Source organism: Arthrobacter sp. M4, from assembly GCF_020251205.1.
Lineage (GTDB): Bacteria > Actinomycetota > Actinomycetes > Actinomycetales > Micrococcaceae > Arthrobacter.
Window position 1 is genome coordinate 41,680 of sequence record NZ_JAIWYX010000003.1, and the last position, 20,665, is coordinate 62,344.

The following is a 20,665-nucleotide window of genomic DNA, read 5'->3' on the forward strand; positions in this document are numbered from 1 at the left end:
GCGCTCCGGCTCTGTTGCCGGCTCCGACCGAAGCAAGCTGCAGAGACCCTCGCAGCTGACCTAGCGCCACATTGCCGCCAGCCCTGCAGATGGGCGCCTTAGCGCCCCGTCTTTGGGGTCCGTTTACAGACCGGCCACGGGTTCGTGCAGCTTTCCGTCGCGCATTGCAATTTCCCGGTCGCAGAGCGGGACGTGTTCGACGTCGTGGGTGACGATGATGGTGGCGGTGCCGTATTCGCGGGTCATGGTGGCGAGGAGCTCGACGATTGTGTGGCCCGCGGATGCGTCCAGTGCCGAGGTCGGTTCGTCCACGAGCAGGACGTCAGGGGAACCCATGAGGGCGCGGGCGATGTTGACGCGCTGCCGTTGGCCTCCGGAGAGCTGATCGGGACGCCTGTTTGAGTGGTCCGCGAGGCCGACGGCGTTCAATAGCCGGGTTGCATGGGACCGTCGGGTTTTCAGATCGTTTTTTCTGAGATGGTCGGTGATCAGGAGTTGTTCGAGGGCAGTCAGGGATGCAAGCAGGTTTGGTTGCTGGAAAACGATGCCGAGTTTCTTCCTGCGGAGATGGGCTGTCCCGCGCTGGTCCGGTGTGGCTGTGTCAGCTCCGCCGATGAGTACTTGGCCTCGGGTTGGTGCCACCAGGGCGGCTGCCGTGGCTGAGGAGATTCGCTGCCCGGGCTGCTTCCTGAGCAGGACAGTCCACCCCCGGCCCAACCCCCCAAGAACAGAACGAACGGTGGCTCCCCTTCCGGCGCCCTTGTACCCTTTGCTTGAGGCGGTCGGTCGCTCGCCTTACCGGGCGGCGCACCTGCACTTCATGGTCTCGGCTCCCGGTTATCGCACGCTAGCGGTTTTGACCCAAGCGATCCGGATGTCACGCCGCATTGCCTCGAAAGCGGCATGAACCAGCAGAATGCTTGGTGTTCGCCGTTCTGATCGTTCCATCATCGCTGGGCGTGCCCTCCGCACAACCAGGGCGCTGCCGCGCCGGAACAAATCCAAAACTCTCGCTCGGCGCTCCTGCGTCGCTTCCTTCCTCGCAAACTTTTGGATTGTCCCCGGTCCCCCAAGTTGCACTCCGTGCCCTCAGCCCAGCGCCCTGATCCTCTGTCAGAACGACGCCCCAGACCAACGGCCACAGTTCAACACCGCTTAGGAGGAATCACGGACATGGAACGATTCACTTCCCAATCCCGGCTGTTTACTCTCAACGTGTTGCGAGTCGGGTTCGAATCAAAATGGGAGTCCGCAACACTTCAGCGCGACTACCGGGATGCTTGCCCCTTCGTCCGCAAACCTTCCCTGAAGTTGTGCAAAACCAGGGAAAGCCTTGATCCGGCCGACGCATCGTTCAACCCCACATATGCAGTAGCTGCCGGGCCGGGGACGTGACCAGTAGGGAGGTTGTCCGCACACTGTGGGCCTCCCCCTTGTCACTTGCGGCGGCGAGTCCGTTCCCGAGGAATTGACCGATCATTCATAAGCCTGAGGCACTACCTCTGCCGTGCTCGAAGACCAGGCTGGTCTGTGTCCCTGCAACGGCCGGATTGGAGGACAAGTGGTCCAACACGAACTGCCGTATGTGCTCGGTGTCCCTGGCCATGATGTGAATCAGAAAGTCATCTGCACCCCCGAGGACGAAGAACTGCTTGATTTCGGGGACGTCCCGCAGTTCCTTTCCAAATGCGCCCATCAAGTGGCGCGCTCCGGGCCTCAGCCGCACGCTCACCAGGGCTTGTAGCGGCATTCCCAAAGCCTCTGGGTCAACGTCGATGGTGAAGCGCCGGATAATGCCGGATGCCTTTAGGGCCTTGAGCCGGGCAAGGCACGTTGACGGCGCAATCCCCAAGGCGTCAGCCAGTGCCTGGTTCGTTTGTCGAGAGTTCGAGGACAGCATATGAAGCAGCCTTCGGTCGACTTCATCCAGTGCGGACGCCCGCATCTTCTGCGATTCGGTCAAGTTCTAAGCTCCCAAATTCTGAAGATTCCTGCCAACTTGTTCGGAGATGCCGCAGATCCTTTTTACACAGCCTGAAGTGCGGCAGTTTCTGCCATTCTATTGCCTGCAAGCTTCCATCTCTTCAGAAGGGTCAGGCATGATCATTTCGGTCCCTAAGGAAATCAAGAACAACGAATTCCGTGTGGCAATCACAGCTGCAGGCGTTCATGAACTACGCGCCAACGGCCACGAAGTTCTCGTCCAGGCAGGAGCGGGCGAGGGGTCCGGCATCAGCGACCAGGAATATGTACTCTCGGGTGCCGAAATCGTCCACGACGCCAGTGAACTTTGGGACCGGGCAGACATGGTCCTCAAAGTAAAGGAGCCCATCGCTTCCGAATACCGCCACTTCAGGCAAGGGTTGGTCCTTTTCACGTATCTTCATCTGGCAGCCGAGCACGCCCTTACTGATGCCCTGATCACTTCCGGCGTAACCGCCATCGCCTACGAAACGGTGCAATCCGGGCGATTCTTGCCGCTTCTGGCCCCAATGAGCGAGGTCGCCGGGCGACTCGCCGTTACGGTCGGCTCAAATGCGCTCATGGCACCGGCCGGCGGCAAGGGCGTACTGCTCGGCGGAGTCCCCGGCGTGCGACCGGCGAAAGTGACGATCCTCGGCGCGGGTGTAGCTGGAACCAACGCCGCAGCCATGGCAGTGGGCCTTGGCGCCGATGTCACCATTTTGGACATCAATGTTGCCCGACTGCGGGAACTGGACGGGCAGTACGCCGGCCGCCTAAACACGATTGCTTCCAATGTTTACGAGATCGAACGCTCTGTCATCGAAGCAGACCTCGTTATTGGGTCAGTGCTCATCCCCGGGGCCAAAGCCCCCAAGCTCGTCACCAACGACCTGGTCTCGCGAATGAAGCCAGGAAGCGTCCTGGTCGACATCGCCGTGGACCAGGGAGGGTGCTTTGAAGATACTCGTCCCACGACGCACGAGAACCCCACCTTCCGCGTACACGATGCGCTGTTTTACTGTGTCGCCAATATGCCCGGAGCCGTCCCCAGCACGTCCACCTACGCACTGACCAATGTCACGCTGCCCTACGCCGTCGCCCTCGCGAATCTGGGCCCAAGAAATGCGCTCGAGCGGGACCCCGCTCTGGCCGCCGGGCTTAACGTCGCCGCGGGCAAAGTCACCAACAAATCGGTCAGCGACGCCCATGGCCTTGAACTTGCCGCGTGGCAGGACCTTGTCACCGTATGATCCCTGCTTTGTGCCCGTCTTCTCTGGCAATAGGAGACGGGTGCAACGCCTCATGTGAGAGAGATATGCCGAGATGGCACTTCACCTGCAACAACAGTGGCAGCCGCTCCTTGGCCAGCGAGTGGTGATCACCCTCAATGGCAAAATCCTCAGGCTTGGAAAAGTCGACGCGGTGACGCCGGATGATCAAGTACTCTGGCTCGCCTGTGAAGGTGCCGAACACCGCCGCCTCTTCGACCGGACACAAGACATCGAAGTATGGATCGAATATGGATGGGAAACTTGTGGGCTTGACGTTTGGAGCCGGGGTCATAGGTCGGAAGCTCTTTGAAGTACCGAATCGTCCCGCTGAACCCCGATCGTTGGAATTGGAGGGGTCCTACATCAGGGATCTCACCTTGAGGGACGCCCAGGCCTGCTTCTCCCCGGAAAGATCCCGAGGGGAGCCCTTGGGCATACTGGTCACCTGGTACAGCGCCTGGTCCTGCACAGTTGAGAACACCGAGGAAATCCCGCCGGGCATCGTATATGAGCGTCTCGCACCTGATGATATCCACCATCCTGGTCCTGCAGAATTTCAACCCCAGGCGTCCTTCCTCCTTCCCATATCCGGGCAGCACCAGGTTGAAACTCCCGTGCAGCCAGCCGCCATGCGGTCAGCGACGCGGTCTAGTATGAAGTTCAGGGAGCCATACCGGCAGCCCGGACCTGCATCGGGAGGAATTCCAGCCTTGCTGCCATCACGGATCCGCGAACTCAGGCGCAATCGCGGCATGACACTTGGCCAAGTGGCCGAACAGACGGGACTGTCGGTCGCCATGCTCAGCCAGGTCGAGCGAGGTCTCAGCGATCCAAGCCTCGAATCCCTCAGGCGCCTGGCTGAAGCACTACAGGTTCCGCTCTTCGACCTCTTCCGCGCCGAAGGCCCCGAACCGGTCGCGGTGATACGCCACGGCGAACGCCGCCTGGTCTCATCACCCAACCTGCACGTCACCTACTCCCAGGTCTCCCGCACGGGCGGGAAGGTCGAGGTGCTCGAGGCAACGCTCGACCCGGGCGCAGCATCCTCGGAATCCCCACGCAGCCACGTTTCCGAAGAATGCGTCCTGGTGCTCGAAGGATCACTCGTCGCGGAAATCGACGGCACGGAATATGCCCTTGGCACCGGCGACAGCTGCCACTTCGACTCCGCCCTGCCCCATAGATTCCTCAACCCACACCCTGACAAGGCACGATTCATCGTCTCAGTGACGCCTCCCTCCATGTAGTCCTGACCCGGCGCGCGCTGCCACGTTCTACGGCCCCGAGTGGCCATAGGCGGAGAAAAAAGTGCCCCTCCGGCCGTTGGAACCTGGCCGGAGGGGCACTGAGGAGTTGTCGGCTCCCCGGCTCGCGATCAGTGTCCTTTGAAGGCTTCGGCGAGCCACCATGCGCCGCCGTCGGAAGCGATCTTCGCGTCGATGACCAGGGGCCTATCGGGTTGTGAGTCGATCCACGCGCTGACCGGGGCGAGGTCCCCAGGTACCCGGACCGTAATTCCTTGACAGCCGTAGCCGCGCGCAATCGCGGCGATGTCCGTCTCCGGGAACGTCACGGTCGACACATCAACCGGTCCCTCTGCCGCGAAGTGGTGAACCTCCGCCCCGTATGCTGCGTCGTTGTACACGATGCACAGCAGGGGCAGGCGGAGCCGGACTGCCGTCTCGAGTTCGCTGATTCCCATGAGGAAGCCCCCGTCCCCCGTTCCGAGCACAGGAAGCCGGTGAGGCTGTGTCAGTGCCGCCCCAATCGCGGTGGCCAGGCCGAGCCCTATCGATTGAAAGGCCTGCGTGAAGCAGAACCCGTTCTCGTCCTGGACGTCGAGGTACTGGCTCGGGTAGCCCATGAAGTTTCCCGAATCAATTGCGACCACGCGCTCGGGCGGGAGGAGTTCATCGATCCTGCGGGTAAGCACCCGCGGGTCGATTCGGACTGTCCCGTCCATACCCCGCCCGGAGAGATCCTCTGTGGGTACATCCTGCCATCGGGATGAGGCGGCTATCATGGCACGGACTTCCTCGGTGCGGTAGCCGGCCCTGGCTGCGGCGCCCCGGCCCTGCAGTTCGGCGAGCACGTCGGTTGCTGTAGCGCCGGAGTCGCCGAGAACGCCGAGGGTGATGGGCCGGTTTGCGCCGAGCGCGGCGTCCTCGACGTCAACCTGGACAACGGCGGTGTCCTGGCCGATGAGCTGGCCGTGGCGCATGGTCCACATGTTCAGGGCGCACCCGAAGCCCACGATCAGGTCCGCCCCCGAGATGAGTGCCGCCGTCGTCGGGGAGGAGAATCCGCCTGAGATCCCCAGTCCAAACGGCTCTCCGACGAAGAGGCCCTTGGCCACGGCGGAGGTCGCCACAAGAGCCCCGGTTTGCTCCGCAAGGGCCAGGATCTCCTGCCGCGCCCCGCGGCCACCGCGCCCCGCGACGAACACGGGCCGCTGGGCACCAAGAATGAGGTCGGCGAGGGCTTTGACGCTCGATGAAGCGGGTCGTACGGGTGCGGGAGGAGCGACTCGTGCGACTTGCCCCGAACTCGGCGCCGACTGTGCCTGAACGTCGAGGGGCAGGTTGAGGACCACCGTGCGGCGTTCGTTCTGTGCAGTGCGGAAGGCACGGACAACGTCGGCCACAGCGGAGGCGGCGGAATGCACGCGCTCGGCTACTGCACCGACAGATCGTGCGAGGCCTGGCTGGTCCATGGTGAAGTTCGAGTTCACAGCCGAGCCAGCGGTCTCGGCAGCGAGCACCAAAAGTGGCGTGCGCGACTTCGCGGCCTCGCCTATGCCGGTTGTGGCGTTGGTAAGGCCGCAGCCCTGATGCACCGACAGCAGGGCCACCTTGCCGGACATCCTCGCATAGGCGTCCGCCATGGTAGCGGCGCCTCCCTCGTGGCGGGCAGCTGTGTAGGGCACACCATGCCGCATCAGAGAACTTGTCACGTCGAAATTGCCGGAGCCGACGACGCCGAAGCAGTGGCCGGCGCCCAGCTCCGCGAGCGTCCGGCCCACCAGTTCGGCGACGGTTTCGCTGGCGGCTACCGACGAGACCTTCGGGCCGGCCGTTGCGTGGACCTGGGTCGTCATCCCTGAGCTCCATCCACGAAGGCCAGAACCCTGGCTGGGGAGCCGGTCCCGCCCACGATGGGCAGCGGCGCCACCACGACGACGGCGCCCGTGGCCGGGAGCAGTTCCAGGTTCTGCAGGGAGGTGATTCCGTATTTGTCGGCACCGAGCAGGAAGTGGTGCAGAGGGAAGATCGGGTCCATTGTCGGGGCCAGCCCTGCATCGATTCCCACAGTCTCGACGCCGACGCCGGATATCGGAGCCACGTCCGCGAGCCACCGGGCGCACTCGACGGTGAACCCCGGGGTGTGGGCGCCGGCCTCATCGGCGTTGAGGAACCGGACGTGGTCCTGGGCATAGGCGCCCCAGCCCGTGCGCACAAGGAGCCACGCATTCTCCGGGATCGGTCCGTGCTCGTCTTCCCAGGCCTTGATGTGCTCGACGTCGACCAGGAAGTCCGCATCCGCCGCCGCCTCCCGCGTAACATCGAGCACACATGCGGGCCCGACCAGCCGGGACGGCTCGATCTGCGAAACGTCCTTCCCGTTCCGGCCTGTCACCCAGTGGATGGGTGCGTCGAGATGGGTTCCGATGTGCTCACCGGTGCTGATGTTGTGGTGCTTCCAGAACGGTCCGGGCTGGTTATAGGCCGAAACCTCCTCGAGGCTGAAATCCACCAGACTCGCGAACGGCTCCGGCAGACGGATGGTTGGGGTCTCGCTGGACAGTGTGTTGGTAAGGTCGACCACGCGCACTTCGCCTGCAGCAAGCGAAGCGAGCAACCCGGTCAGCTGGGACATGGGAACTCCTTGTGAATAGCTAAGGGCGGCTCCAGGCCGCATGGTGATGTAGCCCTGGTGAAATGCTGCTTCCGTGACGATCGTCACAGGAATCGATGGTTCAACTTATCAGCCCCGGCAACCCAAGGCCAGGGGGCATCCGGGTCACGGGAGCGGTCTTCGTCGCCTACCGAGCAGAGGCCGCCCCGTCTATATCGACGCGCGGCTTCTGCTGCTGAGGCCGGAACATCGGCTTAGTGTTGCGGCGCACCATCCCTTTCCGTGTCTTCGAGGCTCAAGGCCTCACCGGGAGCGGACACCTCCTCTACCGCGTGAGCCTGCCCCCGTCCGCGGACCAGCATGACCAGAAGGGCCGCGAGCAGCGCCGGGACCGCGAACGCCAGGAAGTTTGCCTGGAACCCCCAGCCTGTAGAGAGAATCAATCCGCCGTACAGTGGTCCGGCGATGGCACCGATCCGGCCCATCCCCAAGGCCCAACCGAGCCCCGCTGCACGCAACCGCTCTGGATAGAATCCGCCGATGAACGCGGTGAGAAGTGTCTGGGTGCCGATGGTGCAGGCTCCCGCCACCGTCACCAGAGCAAGGAGCACGGGGGTGGGGAACTGGATCATCAGCAGCAGGATGGAGGCGGCGGCGCCGACGAACATGCATGTCACCACGATGCGGGAGCCGATTCGGTCGGCGAGCAGGCCGAGCAGCGGCGTACCTACGATCGCGCCGGCGTTGAGCGCGAGGAGAAAGGCCAGCGAGGTCCCCAGTGGGTACCCTGCCTCGCGCATGATCTGAGCCAGCCAGGTGTTCAGACCGTATACCAGCAGCAGCCCGCAGGCGACGACGAGCCAGAACAGGATGGTGCTCGCCGCAAAGCGGCGGTCGAGCAGGGCCCTCACCCCCATGCGCTGCGCTTTGCCGCTAACCGGTTCCGGGACCGCAATTCCATACTTTGCCCCCAACTGGGCAGCCTCGGCGTGGCGTCCACGTCCCACCAGGAATGTCATCGACTCGGGCAGTGCGGCCAGGATGACGACGAGCAGGACCGCGCCGAGCGCAACACCGATCCAGAACATTGCACGCCATCCGGCGGCGCCAAGAATCCACATGGCGCTCACCGCGGCGAGGATGCCTCCGATTGAGTATCCGGAGAACATGACGGCGTTCGCCGTGCTGCGCCGCCCGGGTCGGGCATATTCCAGGGTCATCGCTATGGCGGTAGGCATGAGGCCGCCGAGGCCGATGCCCGATGCCAGCCGTGTGAGGCCAAAGAGCTCCGGCGACGGCGACAGGGCGGAGAGAGCCATCCCCAGGGAGAACCACGCAACGCAGGCAATCATCAGGCGACGCCGGCCGATGCGATCGGTAAGCACGCCGGCGAGCAGCGCCCCGACCATCATCCCCACCAGCGCGAGCGATCCGATCTGTCCCGCCTGGGCCGGGGTGAGGGCCCACTCGCCGCTAATGAGAGCCGGCACCACTGTGCCATACACGATCAGGTCATAGCCGTCGACGGTGATCGCAAACCAGCAGCAGGCGATCACCCAGGCGCCGGATCGCACTTGCCCGGATCGAGCTCCGGGCGGGGCGTCGCCGGGAGTGAGCGGCGAAGATTGGGGTATAGACGTTCGGATAGTTTCATCCATGGAGAACCTCCTCAAGGAACACTTCTTTGCGCAAGGGGGCGAACGGGTTTGGAGAAGGAAGGACTGCCTGGGAGAGGGACCCAAGGAAAGTCCAACCCGGAAAGCAGTTCGCGTCAGAGTCGTGGGACCGTCGTTTAGCAGGGCCGTTTGGGGACCCTCGTATCGCCCGCTCACGATGCGGTGATACAGCTCACACAGCGAACGCTACTAATGTGTCGCTGAGGACAGCTAATCGATTGTTTGGATGGGAGCCATAGCTTCTCCCAATGGAAATCGTTATAAACATTTCCGATGGCAGCGATCCAAAAGTACGTCTTCACCTATGGCTTCTGGATCCGTAGCTTTTTTTCATGACAACAAGCACAAGCGAAACCGAAGCAGGCCCGTCGACAGCTGACGAACAAGTCGGCCATCCCGGATTCGACCTCCGGCTTTGGCTGGACGAACTTCGCCGTCTGGGCGAACTGGACGAGGTCTCCGGTGCCGCTCTCGAATATGAGATCGGGGCTATCACCGACCTCAACGCCAAGAACCGGGGGCGGGCCCTCTTGTTCGACCGGATCCCTGGATACGAAGATGCCGGCAGCGTCTTCTCCTGCTCACTCGGCAGCCCGGGCCGCGTCGCCTCCGCGCTCGGACTTCCGGAGGGTCTCGATGTCCACCAGCTCGTCGAGCAGCTGCGCGGCCTCCCCCGCAAATGGCGGGAGGCCGCCCAGCACTTCCCGCCACGTGTCGTGCAGGCCGGCCCGGTCTGCAACGAGGTGCTTAGCGGCGATCAGATCGACCTCCGGGCCTATCCCGCGCCGCTCTGGCACGAGGGCGACGGCGCGCATTACCTGGGGACAGGCGGCAGTGTCATCACTCGCGACCCCGAGACCAACGACGTTAACTACGGCACGTATCGCGTATCGGTCCGCGACGAGCGGTCGCTTGGCGTGTTCATCGAGCCCATCAACCACGGCGGCATCCACCTGCACAAGTACCACGAACGCGGGGAGCGGGCTCCGATCGCTGTGAGCTTCGGCCACGGCCCGCTCATCTACCTGGCCTCGGCGATGCCCCTCCCCTACGGCGTCAATGAACTCTCGGTAGCCGGCGCCATCGCCGGTACGCCCGTCGATGTCATCGAGGGCGAGGTCACCGGTCTGCCCATCCCGGCGTCGTCGGAACTCGCGATCGAGGGCTGGGTGGAGCCGAACGAGGAAGACTGGGAAGGCCCATTCGGTGAGTTCACCGGCTACTTCGCGGGCGGCCGTGAGCGGCGTCCCGTCATCCATGTGGAGCGCGTCTACTCCCGCGGCAAGCCGATTGTGTATGGATCGCTTCCCGGCAAGCCCCCGTTCGACCACTCGTTCTGGCGCGCAGCCCTGGAATCCTCGCTCCTGCTCGATGAGCTGCGTGCGCTTGTGCCGGACGTTTCCGCAGCGTGGAAGTACGAAACCGGTTCGGCGAACTTCTTCAACGTCGTGTCGATCAAACAGCGGTACGCCGGCCACGCCCAGCAGGTGGGCGCGGCCGCCGCACTCGTCGCCGGTGGCGTTTCGATGGGCCGGTACGTGGTCGTCGTCGACGACGACGTTGACGTCACCGACATCGACGACGTCATCTGGGCGATGTCGACGAGGACTGACCCCGCGCACAGCATCCAGATCATCCGTGACACACCGACCAACCCGTTGGACCCGATGCTTGCCGACCCCGAGGGTCCCTGGGTCGCCTCGCGTGCCATCATCAACGCCTGCCGCCCGTACCACCGACTCCGTGACTTCGCCCCCGTCGTCGAGGTCAGCGCAGACCTCGCCCGCCAGGTCCGCGAGCGGTGGGGCGGCCAGCTCGGCTGGACCAAGTAGCAATGGCGGACTACGACGCCGTCTTTGTCGGAAGCGGGATCAACACCCTGACCGCTGCCGCACTTCTGGCCCAGGAAGGCTGGCGGTGTGCCGTGTTCGAGCGGCAGGACCATCTCGGGGGCGCCATCCACACCACGGAACTGGTCCCGGGCTACACCCATGATCTGTACGCCATCAGTCATGCGATGTTCGTCGGCTCGGCGGCCTATGCCCGCCTGGCCGACGACCTCGCAGCACGGGGCCTGAAGTACCTCCAGTGCAAGGTGCCGTCCGGTGGGCTGACAGCCGACGGTGAGGCCGCCACGCTGACAACCGATCCGGAACGCAACGTCGCGGCCTTCGAGAACGCCGCGTGCGGCGACGGAGAGACCTGGCGCCGGTTGCGTGCCGAGCATCTGGAAGTTGCGCACTTGGTCCGCGGGATCATGTCCGGCGACCTGCTCTCTCGCCAGGGGATCGCCCTCGGTCTGCGGGCCTACCGCCAGCTAGGGATGAAGGGCCTGCTGAAATTCAGCGGGGAGCTCCTGGAGACGTGCCGGGACTGGAGCGATCGCTTCCGCTCCCCCATCACTCAGGCACTCCTCGCACCGTGGACGCTGCATGCGGGCATGGGACCGGAGCAGCCTTCGTCCGGCTTCATGACCCGCATGATGTCCATGTCCCTCGAAGCCCGCGGGACGCCGGTCCCCGAGGGTGGCGGACACCGGCTGGTCGACGCTCTCGCCGGGATCATCCGCGATGCCGGCGGCACATGCCTCACCGGCACGGGAGTGAGCACCGTGCTCGTCGAGCGCGGGCGGGCCGCCGGTGTGCGTCTGGAGGACGGCACTCTGGTCACGGCCAAGCGGGGGGTCGTCGCTGGCGTGACGCCGACTCAGCTCTACGGCAGCCTGCTCGCCGACGTCCCGGAGGCGCACAGTGCCGCCCTGGCGGCCCGTCGGTTCCGCTACGGCCGTGCCCGCGTACAGCTTCAGTTCGCCCTCAGTGACCGCCCGGAGTGGCCAGATCCCCAGCTCCTTGGTGCGGCCACGATCCACGTCACGTCCGGCGTCGACGCGATCTCCCGATCGGTCAACGAAGCCGAACGCGGGCTCATCCCGGCCCTGCCAACCTTGACGGTTGGCCAGCCGGCCGCCGTCGACCCCTCGAGGGCCCCCGACGGCGGCTGGATCTTCGCCGTCCAGTTGCACGAGATGCCGAGCCGCGTGCGGGGAGACGCCGCCGGCCAGATCGACGCCGCTGGCGGGGCATGGACGGAGGCTGTGCGCGAGCGGGTCGCGGACCGGGCGCAGGAAATGCTGGCCAAGCACATCCCAAACTTTGAGAGCTCGATCATCCGACGGGTGGCGATGTCTCCCGTCGACCTCACCCGCGCCAACGAGAACTTCGTGGGCGGCGACGGCTCGAGCGGTGCGTTCTCTCTCGACCAGAGCCTGCTGTGGAGGCCACGTCCCGACCTTGCCGGCCACACTACTCCGGTCAGGGACCTCTACCTGGTCGGGGCGAGCACGCACCCGGGCCCCGGCCTGGGCGCCGGCTCGGGCATCATCGTGGCTAATCGCATGGGGTCCGGGCATCGCAGTTGGAATCGTCGTCGTAGGACCGGAGTTCGTTCATGAAGAAGAAGATCGTCATCGGGATGTCGGGCAGCACTGGAGTCATCCTCGGGGTGCGTGCGCTGCAGATGCTGCGGGAGGTGCCCGATGTGGAGACGCACCTGGTGCTCTCGCGCAACGCGGCGCTCAACCTGCAATTGGAAACCGACTACACCGCGCAAGAGGTCCGGGAACTCGCCGACGTCGTGCACAGCTTTTCGGACATCGGAGCCTCCATTGCGAGCGGCTCGTTCCGCGCCGATGCGATGATTGTGGTGCCCTGCTCCATGAAAACACTGTCAGGGATCGCGCACTCATACGCCGACAACCTGCTGGTCCGGGCGGCAGACGTCATGCTCAAGGAACGTCGAACGCTCGTCCTGGCTGTGCGCGAAACGCCGCTGCACCTCGGGCACCTGCGCCTGCTAACCCAGGCCGCTGAGCTCGGAGCGGTCATCTTCCCTCCGGTCCCGGCCTTCTACCATCGTCCGGAGAGCCTCGAAGACGTCATCGACCAGTCGGTGGGCCGCATGCTCGACCAGGTCGGCATCGAGCTCCCGACGCTGCCTCGCTGGCCGGGCACCGCAGTGGCGGCCGCCTCTCAGCGTCACGCAGGGAAAGACCACGAGGCCGGCACCCGGCCAGTCACCGACCGGCTTTTCTTCGATGGTGTGCCCAACGGAACTGGGGCACGCTCATGACGGCCAACAGCGCAGGAGTTCCGGTCCCGGAGTCCGTGGCGCTTGCGCTCGGGCGCACTTTCGACGCCGCGGACGAGGCCATCACCATCACGACCACCGACGACAGCGGCTGGCCACGCACCGCGATGCTCAGCCTGGCGGAAGTGGCACTGACGAACCACGGCAGGGTTGCGATCCTGCTGTTCGACGGCTCCACCAGTGCCGCCAACCTTCGCCGTAACGGTCGCCTGCTCCTGACTGTCGCCGCCGGGGGTGTCGTCTACGACCTCAAGTTCAACGTCCAGGAGCAGGGACGGCCGCTGCCCAATCCGGCCCGGACCACCTTCACCGGGATGCTGTGCGCGCTGCGGGAGCAGCGGGCAGCGTATGCCACTGTCACGTCCGGCATTCGGTTCACCCTGAATGACACGGAAAAGGTGCTGCCCCGCTGGCAGGACCAGCTCACCCACCTGCGGGACGTACTGAATTCAGCCTGATCCAGCCCTGATTTCGCCGCCACTCACCGGGCCAGCGACACAGCCGGGTGAGTGGCGGGCCATCAGTTCGAATACGGCTACCCTGGGAATCCATAGACGTCGCCGATAGCCAAAGATATGATCGCATGGTGATGTTCACGCAGCTAGAAGGATTTCTCGCGACGGTGCGGGAGAAGAGCATTTCCCGTGCAGCCGAGAAATCATTCCTCTCCCAGCCGGCGCTCACCGCCCGGCTCCAATCCCTCGAACAGGAACTCGGCGCCCCGCTTCTGATCCGAACCTCCAGAGGGGTGCGGCTGTCAGAAGCAGGCAAGGCCTTCCTCCCGTACGCCCAGCGAGCCATCCAGGCCATCGACGAAGGGCGCAAGCTGGTCAGTCAGCTCACGTCCGGCGACGCCGGAGTTCTGACGATCGCGACGGTGCCGGGGCTTCTGACGGCGGTCCTGCCGCCGATGCTCAAGCGCTTCCGGGATGCTTTCCCAAACGTGCCCGTTAACGTGCGCACTGCTCATCCCGATGAGATAGTCGATCTGGTGCTCCGTGAAGAGGTGCAGCTGGGCTTCGCCTGTGATGTGGAACATCCGGATCTCGAGTCAATCCGGATCCATGAGGACGAGATCGTCTGCGTACATGTTCCCAGCCACCCAGTGAGCGATGGCGACGTCGTCTCCCTGCGCGAAATCGCGTCGGCGCAACTGATAATGTTCTCCGAGTCGGACTTCGAGCAGCTCCTCTCAAACCTGCTGCACGAGGCCGGAATTCCCCCGGCCGCGGTCCTCACCCTCGACAGCATCGATGCCGCCAAGAAGATGGTCGAAAGCGGCCTGGGCGTGGCCTTCCTGCCTCGAATCGCCCTCGAGCAGGAAGAGATCGATTCCGGACGTTTCGTCATCCGCCGACTGCCCGACGCGGATGCTGTACGGCGCGTTATCGTCGCCCTGCACCGTCGCGATGCACACCCCCTCATTGGTCCGCCAGGGCACTTCCTCGACGTGGTCCTCGAGAAGCAACCCTAGCCTGCATAAATTTCACCTATGGCTGCCATTGAAAATATCAGCTATTTCAATGGATCGCCGGTTGATAGCGTTTTCAGCATGCGGACTGCCGCACCAGGTCAACGGCGACTGAGGAGCCAAGATGCCAGTCATTCATGCAAATTCCTGCAACCTCCACTACGAGAGTGTCGGCTCAGGGGAACCCATTGTCTTCCTCCACGGCGAATCACACAGCACCCGCTTGTTCGACAAGCAGCTTGGGCATTTCAGCGAAAGATACCGGTGCATCGCCTACGACCGCCGTGGACACGGCCAGAGCGAAGTTCCTGCCTACGGCTATTCGGTGTGGAACCAAATCGGCGATTTGCGCAAACTCTTCGACGCGCTGGAGATCGACCGCGCCACAATCGTCGCCGTCGCGATGAGCACTCCCATCGCAGTATGGTTCGCGCTACGGCACCCTGAACGCGTGAAAGCATTGGTTTTGTCATCGTGGTACGAGCTGGATGGCTTTCCCCTCCTGGAGGAACGCCGGAAGACACACCAACTTTCCTTCGCGGACCTTCACCTGAAGTTCCGCGACGTGCTCCTGGAGCATGGAAGGGACGGGCTCGAGGACTTCATTGAGGAGAACTACCGGACCGTCCTCCCGATCCTCCCGCCCGACAAGCCTGAGGTAAGACGACGGCTGGTCGAGATCTTCGCAGGGCATGCAGCCGAGCATTACGTACAGGCCGGGGAGTACTACACCTCGATTCCCTTCCTCCGCGAAGAGCTTCGACGGATCACCTCTCCCATCCTTGGCATTTGTGGAACGGAGGACCCGTCGCCCGACAGGCCCGAGCTTCTTGCAGACCTCCCAAACTTTAGGCAGGAATGGATCCCGGGGGCCCGCCGGTTCACCATGATGGAATACCCGGATGTCTTCAACGAGGTACTGGAAGCCTTCCTCCTCGAAAACACTGCGCGCACGGTCTCTGCCTAGCCAGCCAGCGGCGCGAGGCCTCCCCTGAGCTGGGCGGCGAGGCGTCCGACGGCGGTGGGGCCGCCTTGGCGGAGAGCGGACACGATGGCCGTCCCCACGATCACACCGTCGGCGTAGGCAGCGATCTCCCGGACATGTTCGGCGTTGGACACTCCCAGGCCGACACACACGCATTCGGCGCCCGCATCCCGGGCGCCGGTGACGACGCGCCGGGCGCTCTCGTCGACCGTCTGTCGGGCACCGGTGACTCCCATGAGAGAAACCGCGTAAGTGAACCCGCGCGTCGCGGCGACCGTCATCGCCATTCGTGCCGGGGAGGTGGACGGCGCGACGAGGAAGACGCGGTCGAGGCCGTATTTATCTGAGGCCTCAAGCCATTCAGCTGCCTCGTCCGGGATGAGGTCGGGCGTGATGAGGCCCACCCCGCCGGCCTCGGCGAGGCGCCGGGCGAACTCATCGACGCCCATGCGCATCACCGGGTTCCAGTACGTCATGACCAGCACGACTGCTTCCGTCGCCTCTGTAACGGCTTTGACGACGTCGAATACGTCCGCCACGTGGAAGCCATTGGCCAAGGCTTCCGCCGTGGCGGCCTGAATGGTGCTCCCGTCCATGACTGGATCGGAGTACGGGATGCCGATTTCGATGATGTCCGCTCCGTTCCGGGCGAGCTCAATGGCGGCCTCGACGCTCGTCTCCATGGTTGGGTAGCCTGCCGGAAGGTACCCCACGAGGGCGGCGCGGCCGTCGGCCTTGGCCCGGTCGATCGCAGCCGCGACCCTGCTCACAGTTTGTGCTGCGCCGTCCCCGCCGGTCACAGGCGATTGCGTTTCACTCATGCCTTCCCCTCTTCCATGGCACCGGCGTCGTGGCTGTTTGGCCGTCTCGTAGACAGCGTCGTGCCCTTGATCTGGCCCCTGTCGTCGAGCATGCCGAACCATTCGGCCGCTGTCTGGACGTCTTTGTCGCCGCGCCCTGACAGGTTCACGATTACGATTCGCTCGGCGGGATCCCCGCCAAGGTCCGCAAGCCGGTGCCCGACCTTGATTGCACCGGCGAGTGCGTGGGCGGACTCGATGGCGGGGATGATGCCCTCGGTGCGGCACAGGAGCGCGAAAGCACTCATGGCCTCACCGTCGGTAATGGGCTCGTACATCGCACGGCCGATGTCATGAAGGTACGAGTGCTCTGGGCCTATGCCGGGGTAATCGAGACCCGCCGAGATCGAGCGGGACTCGATCGTCTGTCCGTCCTCGTCCTGCATGACGTAGGTGCGGGCACCGTGCAGGACGCCAGGGCGGCCGAGCGTGATGGTCGCCGCATGGCTGCCGGTTTCGATGCCCTCGCCGCCCGCTTCGAAGCCGTAGAGGCGGACCGTCGGATCGTCGAGGAAGCCGTGGAAGAAGCCAATCGCGTTCGAACCGCCGCCCATGCACGCGCAGACGGCATCGGGCAGGCGACCGGTTTGGGCGAGGATTTGCTCGCGGGCCTCGTCTCCGATCACTTCATGGAAGTAGCGGACCATGGCAGGGAAGGGGTGCGCCCCGGCTGCCGTGCCCAGCAAATAGTGGGTCGTGCGCACATTCGCCACCCAGTCCCGCAGTGCCTCGTTGATGGCATCTTTGAGCGTCTGGGAGCCGTTAGTCACCGGAATGACCGTCGCGCCGAGCAACTGCATGCGGGCCACATTCAGCGACTGTCTGCGACAGTCCTCGGCACCCATGTACACGACGCATTCGAGGCCCAACAGCGCGGCCGCTGTCGCGCTGGCGACCCCGTGCTGGCCGGCGCCGGTTTCGGCAATGATGCGGGTCTTGCCCATGCGCTTGGCCAGGAGGGCCTGGCCGAGCACATTGTTGATCTTGTGTGATCCTGTGTGGTTCAGGTCTTCGCGCTTCAGAAAGATGCGGACGCCGCCCGCATGCCGGGAGAAGCGCTTGGCTTCGGTCAGCAGTGACGGGCGACCGGTGTAGTTACGGTTGAGCTCAGCGACCTGCGCGATGAACTCCGGATCCTGCTTCGCCGCCCGGAACGTGTCCTCAACCTCGTCCAGGGTCGCGATGAGGGATTCGGGCATCCAGCGGCCGCCGTAGGAGCCGAAATATGGGCCAGGCGCCTTGCGAAGGCTGTCCGTCAAAAATGCGTCAGCCTGGCTTATGTTGCTGTCCGCATTTGTTGGGTGAATGCCTGGGGCTCGTGGATCTGGCGCGTTCTCGGCCATCATTTCTCACCGTCCTTTTGTAGGTTAATGCCAGTGTTGGCCGGCCCGGATTTCGGGCCGGCCTGGGGTTTGGCCGTTCCTTGGCGGGCTTGTGGCACGCCGAGGCACAGCAGTTGTTGGTTGTTCCCCGTTTTGGTCAGGTTCGCCATGGTGACTGGCCGGATGAATGCAACGAGGGGGCCCCTGACACGGTTGCTCCTATGACTGGAGGAAGCGCCATTCATCCAGCGCCTTGAGGAGCGTCACGATGTCGTCGCTCACGTTGTAGTAGTGGAAGGCGATGCGGACGGCCCGGCCGCGGGGACTGGTCACGATTCGCTTCGATTCCAGGAAGGCGGCGAGATCATTGGGGCTCTCATCGATAAGGGCAACCTGTGGTCCTCGCCTGGCCGCGTCCAGCGGCGAGTCCAGCTGCATCCCTGCTGCGGTGAGTTCTTCAGTCAGGTGTGCGGTGAGACCTGCCACGTGCCGCTCGACGTCGGTCGGGTCTAGCTGTGCAAGCATTTTCATTCCGGCGATGGCGGCATATACCGCCGGCACGGCATAGGTCCCGGATTCGAAACGCCGGGCCGTTTCCGGGAAGTCCACAGTCCGCGGGTCGAAGGCAAACGGATCGCGCCGCCCAAACCAACCTGTCAGCTGGGGGGAAACTTCGTCGGTAAGACCTCCGCGGACGTAAAGGAATGCCACCCCGGCCACGCCCAGCATGTACTTCAGCGAGCCCGTTACCAGGTAGTCGCATCCGAGTTCGCGCACGTTGATCGGTTCAACTCCGGCGCCTTGATAGGCGTCCACGAACGTCTTTGCGCCGTGGGATCGGGCCAGCTCAATCACCTCGGCCACGGGCAGGCGTGACCCGTTTCGGTAGGTGATCAAAGGAACCGAGACGAGCTTGGCCCGTTCGTCAATGAGGGCGGCATAATCCTCAGCGGAAACCGTCCCCCCACGCTCCGCGGCGAATGCAATCCGGGCCCCCCGACCTTCCTGGGCCACCCAGACGTTGGCCACGGAAGGGAACTCGAGTTCGCTGGTAATGATTCGATCGCGGCCGTTGCCGTAGTTCTGCGTGGACGCAATTTGGTATGCCCCGGCGGACGCGCACGGCACAACCGCGATCTCCTGCGGGGAAGCGCCGATGAAGGCGGCGAAGCGGATTCGCGCTTCTTCGACTTTCTCCATCCATAGGTCCCAGGGGGCTCCACGCTCCATGATGCTGCTCTGGAAGTCGAGCAGCTCCCCGGCGAGTTCGCGGGAGAAGGCTCCCTGGCTGCAGCTGGCCAGGTGGATGCCCCGCTCCAGGCCAGGGAACTGGGCACGGAAGGCTTCGGGGGTGATTCGGGTCATAGGGATACTCCAAATTTCAACGGAACACTCCACAAGGGGAGTCAGTGGCTGTGACCATGGGCGACCGGACGGCCGGCCCCTTGGGTGAGGGTGTCGTGAATCTTCTGGGCCATGTCCGGGTCAATCTCGCGCGGCGGGATGGGTCGAAGTTCGTGCCGGCGGCCGGCAGCCATGACGAATGTTGGCCGCCTGAGCGCTTCCCAGTCCTCTGTGGGGTTGCCGTCGACAGCGATCACGTCGGCGCGCAGGCCCGGCACAAGCTTGCCTGTCACCTCACCGAGGCCGCAGGCTTCTGCCGCAACGTCGGTGGCGCTAGCGATGATCTCCCGGGGGCCCATTCCTGCGTCGGCGAAGACCGAGAGCCCGTCGGCGAAACGCGCGAAATGCACCAGGCCGATGCCTGCGTCGGTTCCGGCAATGATCCGTGCCCCCATATCGTGCAGGGCCCGAAGGTTACCTACTACCGCGTCGTGTTCGTCCCACGGGCAGAAGTAGCTGTCGGCCATGCAAGCGGTGTTCATGGCAGGGCTGACCACGACGCCGCGGTCCACTATCTTCCGGGCGATCTCCCGGTTGAACTTCGTCCCGGATTCAGTGACCCAGCCACAGTGCTCAATGGCATCGAAGCCGGCCTCGACTGCACGGCCGATACCTTCCACACCCAGGACATGGGTAGTGGTCAGCATGCCGAGTTCATGCGCCTGGTCCACGATGGCGCGCAGTTCCTCGAGGGAGTAACGCGTCTGCCATGGCCGCGATCCCGCCGTCATGAAACCGCCGGTCGTCATCACCTTGACGAGGTCAGCGCCTTCGGCTGCCCGCCGCCGGACAGCCTCACGAACATCTTCCACCCCTTCAGCCACGCCGCCCATGGCGAAAGCGTGCCCTCCGGGAACGGTGATGGGGGCGTTCGTGACCTGCAGTGAGGGACCGGCGGTCTCCCCTGCGGCGATTTCGGCCTTGATCTGCGTACCCAGGGTGCCGGGAGCGCCCAAGTCCCGCGCCGTCGTCACTCCGGCATCCAGGAGCTTCGCCGCGTTCGAGCGCATGAGCTCGAGCGCCTCGTCATCGGGGATGGTGACCGCCGTCGTCGTCGTCCCGGATGCCGGATCGAACGACAGGTGGACGTGGCAGTCAAAGAGCCCGGGCATGAGCGTCACGTCTCCCAGTTCCACAACGTCAGCCTGCCCGCGGGCGAGCTCACTGACGTCGTTCCATGGTCCTGCTGCGACGATGCGTTCGCCATCGACGGCGACGGCGCCGTCCGAGATGATGTCCGCGGAGCTGCTCGTCAGAAGCCGGTGGGCCCGGATGATGGTGAGCATGATGACCTCCTGAAGGGATATCCAGAATTCACTCTGGACGAAAAATTGAAGTGTGACTAGAATAACAGCATTGGTTTCAGTTTGCGACCCTCCCCCGACGCAGGAACATTGGGGTGCGATACGCGGAGGGCACGCTGTTATTCAAAAGGAGACACTGTGACTCACAGTGATGAACCCCGTCCCCAATCTTCAATCCAAGCCGGGCCCTCAGTACGCCCTAGGCCGAGAAGGCATTGGTGGCTTCTTGTTATCCCGTACCTCTGGTGCATCGCTGCGATCCCGGCCGTGAACCGCGTCGGATACGTCTTTGGGAACGTCCCGTTCCTTCTTGTCTGGATGATCATTGGCGTGATCGTCACCAGCGGCTGCATTAGCGCCGTCTATTTTGTGGATCGCCGTAACGGCGACCTGGAGAGGATCTGAC

At 64.1% G+C, this 20,665-nt stretch carries 19 protein-coding genes; 9 read left to right on the forward strand and 10 right to left on the reverse strand.

Annotated elements, in window-relative coordinates; translation table 11 throughout:
- Nucleotides 1–123 precede the first annotated feature (123 nt).
- Nucleotides 124–642 carry an ABC transporter ATP-binding protein gene (locus LD110_RS06665; RefSeq protein ID WP_225497487.1) on the reverse strand — a complete coding sequence of 173 codons (519 nt, stop codon included), beginning with the start codon at nucleotides 640–642 and terminating at the stop codon, nucleotides 124–126.
- A gap of 838 nt (nucleotides 643–1,480) precedes the next feature.
- Entirely contained in the window at nucleotides 1,481–1,945 is a 465-nt protein-coding gene (locus LD110_RS06675; protein WP_374200316.1) for an Lrp/AsnC family transcriptional regulator, read from the reverse strand.
- 154 nt (nucleotides 1,946–2,099) lie between these two features.
- Here LD110_RS06675 and ald point away from each other — a divergent pair, with 154 nt between their 5' ends.
- Entirely contained in the window at nucleotides 2,100–3,215 is a 1,116-nt protein-coding gene (gene ald, locus LD110_RS06680) for an alanine dehydrogenase (protein WP_225497491.1), read from the forward strand.
- On the opposite strand, the gene LD110_RS06685 is transcribed toward ald, so the two are convergent.
- Nucleotides 3,205–3,528: a hypothetical protein gene (locus tag LD110_RS06685; RefSeq protein WP_225497493.1), complete on the reverse strand. Its 324-nt coding sequence runs from the start codon at nucleotides 3,526–3,528 to the stop codon at nucleotides 3,205–3,207. The two genes, ald and LD110_RS06685, sit on opposite strands and share 11 nt — an antisense overlap.
- A 361-nt stretch (nucleotides 3,529–3,889) precedes the next feature.
- Here LD110_RS06685 and LD110_RS06690 point away from each other — a divergent pair, with 361 nt between their 5' ends.
- Nucleotides 3,890–4,483, forward strand: coding sequence for a helix-turn-helix domain-containing protein (locus LD110_RS06690; protein WP_225497495.1), 594 nt, complete (start codon nucleotides 3,890–3,892; stop codon nucleotides 4,481–4,483).
- A 128-nt stretch (nucleotides 4,484–4,611) separates the two neighbouring features.
- Here LD110_RS06690 and LD110_RS06695 read toward each other — a convergent pair whose 3' ends face one another.
- From LD110_RS06695 to LD110_RS06705, 3 genes are all read right to left on the reverse strand, one after another.
- Nucleotides 4,612–6,333 (reverse strand): thiamine pyrophosphate-binding protein, encoded by a 1,722-nt coding sequence (locus LD110_RS06695; RefSeq protein ID WP_225497504.1) that lies wholly within the window; start codon nucleotides 6,331–6,333, stop codon nucleotides 4,612–4,614.
- Nucleotides 6,330–7,112, reverse strand: a complete 783-nt coding sequence (locus LD110_RS06700) for a cyclase family protein (RefSeq protein WP_225497506.1) — start codon at nucleotides 7,110–7,112, stop codon at nucleotides 6,330–6,332. The genes LD110_RS06695 and LD110_RS06700 overlap by 4 nt, the downstream gene beginning before the upstream one ends.
- Before the next feature lie 233 nt (nucleotides 7,113–7,345).
- The gene (locus LD110_RS06705) at nucleotides 7,346–8,749 is read right to left on the reverse strand and encodes an aromatic acid/H+ symport family MFS transporter (RefSeq protein ID WP_225497509.1); all 1,404 of its coding nucleotides are present in this window, start codon (nucleotides 8,747–8,749) and stop codon (nucleotides 7,346–7,348) included.
- A gap of 350 nt (nucleotides 8,750–9,099) precedes the next feature.
- On the opposite strand from LD110_RS06705, the gene LD110_RS06710 reads away from it, so the two are divergent.
- The 6 genes from LD110_RS06710 (at nucleotide 9,100) to LD110_RS06735 (ending at nucleotide 15,351) form a co-directional block, all read left to right on the forward strand.
- Nucleotides 9,100–10,599 carry a UbiD family decarboxylase gene (locus tag LD110_RS06710; RefSeq protein WP_225497511.1) on the forward strand — a complete coding sequence of 500 codons (1,500 nt, stop codon included), beginning with the start codon at nucleotides 9,100–9,102 and terminating at the stop codon, nucleotides 10,597–10,599.
- 2 nt (nucleotides 10,600–10,601) lie between these two features.
- Nucleotides 10,602–12,218, forward strand: coding sequence for an NAD(P)/FAD-dependent oxidoreductase (locus LD110_RS06715; RefSeq protein WP_225497513.1), 1,617 nt, complete (start codon nucleotides 10,602–10,604; stop codon nucleotides 12,216–12,218).
- Nucleotides 12,215–12,895, forward strand: a complete 681-nt coding sequence (locus LD110_RS06720) for a UbiX family flavin prenyltransferase (RefSeq protein ID WP_308012413.1) — start codon at nucleotides 12,215–12,217, stop codon at nucleotides 12,893–12,895. Before LD110_RS06715 ends, LD110_RS06720 begins: the two co-directional genes overlap by 4 nt.
- Nucleotides 12,892–13,371 (forward strand): hypothetical protein, encoded by a 480-nt coding sequence (locus LD110_RS06725; protein WP_225497515.1) that lies wholly within the window; start codon nucleotides 12,892–12,894, stop codon nucleotides 13,369–13,371. The genes LD110_RS06720 and LD110_RS06725 overlap by 4 nt, the downstream gene beginning before the upstream one ends.
- Before the next feature lie 131 nt (nucleotides 13,372–13,502).
- The gene (locus tag LD110_RS06730; protein WP_225497517.1) at nucleotides 13,503–14,387 is read left to right on the forward strand and encodes a LysR family transcriptional regulator; all 885 of its coding nucleotides are present in this window, start codon (nucleotides 13,503–13,505) and stop codon (nucleotides 14,385–14,387) included.
- Between the two features lie 121 nt (nucleotides 14,388–14,508).
- A complete protein-coding gene (locus LD110_RS06735) occupies nucleotides 14,509–15,351 on the forward strand; it encodes an alpha/beta fold hydrolase (RefSeq protein ID WP_225497519.1) in 843 nt (280 codons plus the stop codon).
- Here the strand turns inward: LD110_RS06735 and trpA are convergent.
- The 4 genes from trpA to LD110_RS06755 all read right to left on the reverse strand — a co-directional run bounded on the left by trpA (nucleotide 15,348) and on the right by LD110_RS06755 (nucleotide 20,241).
- Nucleotides 15,348–16,190 carry a tryptophan synthase subunit alpha gene (trpA, locus tag LD110_RS06740; protein WP_225497522.1) on the reverse strand — a complete coding sequence of 281 codons (843 nt, stop codon included), beginning with the start codon at nucleotides 16,188–16,190 and terminating at the stop codon, nucleotides 15,348–15,350. The genes LD110_RS06735 and trpA overlap by 4 nt on opposite strands.
- Nucleotides 16,187–17,572: a tryptophan synthase subunit beta gene (trpB, locus tag LD110_RS06745; RefSeq protein WP_225498098.1), complete on the reverse strand. Its 1,386-nt coding sequence runs from the start codon at nucleotides 17,570–17,572 to the stop codon at nucleotides 16,187–16,189. Before trpB ends, trpA begins: the two co-directional genes overlap by 4 nt.
- A 198-nt stretch (nucleotides 17,573–17,770) precedes the next feature.
- The gene (locus LD110_RS06750; RefSeq protein ID WP_225497531.1) at nucleotides 17,771–18,916 is read right to left on the reverse strand and encodes an aminotransferase class V-fold PLP-dependent enzyme; all 1,146 of its coding nucleotides are present in this window, start codon (nucleotides 18,914–18,916) and stop codon (nucleotides 17,771–17,773) included.
- A gap of 41 nt (nucleotides 18,917–18,957) precedes the next feature.
- Complete coding sequence (locus LD110_RS06755) at nucleotides 18,958–20,241, reverse strand: amidohydrolase family protein (RefSeq protein ID WP_225497533.1); 1,284 nt, start codon at nucleotides 20,239–20,241, stop codon at nucleotides 18,958–18,960.
- A gap of 156 nt (nucleotides 20,242–20,397) precedes the next feature.
- On the opposite strand from LD110_RS06755, the gene LD110_RS06760 reads away from it, so the two are divergent.
- Entirely contained in the window at nucleotides 20,398–20,664 is a 267-nt protein-coding gene (locus LD110_RS06760) for a DUF3311 domain-containing protein (protein WP_225497535.1), read from the forward strand.
- Nucleotide 20,665: the final 1 nt, after the last annotated feature.

Excerpts from the sequence above, each read along its gene's own strand:
- LD110_RS06675 (WP_374200316.1), bottom strand. The coding sequence starts at position 1,945 with ATGCGGGCGTCCGCACTGGATGAAGTCGACCGAAGGCTGCTTCATATG.
- ald (WP_225497491.1), top strand. The coding sequence starts at position 2,100 with ATGATCATTTCGGTCCCTAAGGAAATCAAGAACAACGAATTCCGTGTG.
- LD110_RS06685 (WP_225497493.1), bottom strand. The coding sequence starts at position 3,528 with ATGACCCCGGCTCCAAACGTCAAGCCCACAAGTTTCCCATCCATATTC.
- LD110_RS06690 (WP_225497495.1), top strand. The coding sequence starts at position 3,890 with ATGAAGTTCAGGGAGCCATACCGGCAGCCCGGACCTGCATCGGGAGGA.
- LD110_RS06695 (WP_225497504.1), bottom strand. The coding sequence starts at position 6,333 with ATGACGACCCAGGTCCACGCAACGGCCGGCCCGAAGGTCTCGTCGGTA.
- LD110_RS06700 (WP_225497506.1), bottom strand. The coding sequence starts at position 7,112 with ATGTCCCAGCTGACCGGGTTGCTCGCTTCGCTTGCTGCAGGCGAAGTG.
- LD110_RS06705 (WP_225497509.1), bottom strand. The coding sequence starts at position 8,749 with ATGGATGAAACTATCCGAACGTCTATACCCCAATCTTCGCCGCTCACT.
- LD110_RS06710 (WP_225497511.1), top strand. The coding sequence starts at position 9,100 with ATGACAACAAGCACAAGCGAAACCGAAGCAGGCCCGTCGACAGCTGAC.
- LD110_RS06715 (WP_225497513.1), top strand. The coding sequence starts at position 10,602 with ATGGCGGACTACGACGCCGTCTTTGTCGGAAGCGGGATCAACACCCTG.
- LD110_RS06720 (WP_308012413.1), top strand. The coding sequence starts at position 12,215 with ATGAAGAAGAAGATCGTCATCGGGATGTCGGGCAGCACTGGAGTCATC.
- LD110_RS06725 (WP_225497515.1), top strand. The coding sequence starts at position 12,892 with ATGACGGCCAACAGCGCAGGAGTTCCGGTCCCGGAGTCCGTGGCGCTT.
- LD110_RS06730 (WP_225497517.1), top strand. The coding sequence starts at position 13,503 with ATGTTCACGCAGCTAGAAGGATTTCTCGCGACGGTGCGGGAGAAGAGC.
- LD110_RS06735 (WP_225497519.1), top strand. The coding sequence starts at position 14,509 with ATGCCAGTCATTCATGCAAATTCCTGCAACCTCCACTACGAGAGTGTC.
- trpA (WP_225497522.1), bottom strand. The coding sequence starts at position 16,190 with ATGAGTGAAACGCAATCGCCTGTGACCGGCGGGGACGGCGCAGCACAA.
- trpB (WP_225498098.1), bottom strand. The coding sequence starts at position 17,572 with ATGGCCGAGAACGCGCCAGATCCACGAGCCCCAGGCATTCACCCAACA.
- LD110_RS06750 (WP_225497531.1), bottom strand. The coding sequence starts at position 18,916 with ATGACCCGAATCACCCCCGAAGCCTTCCGTGCCCAGTTCCCTGGCCTG.
- LD110_RS06755 (WP_225497533.1), bottom strand. The coding sequence starts at position 20,241 with ATGCTCACCATCATCCGGGCCCACCGGCTTCTGACGAGCAGCTCCGCG.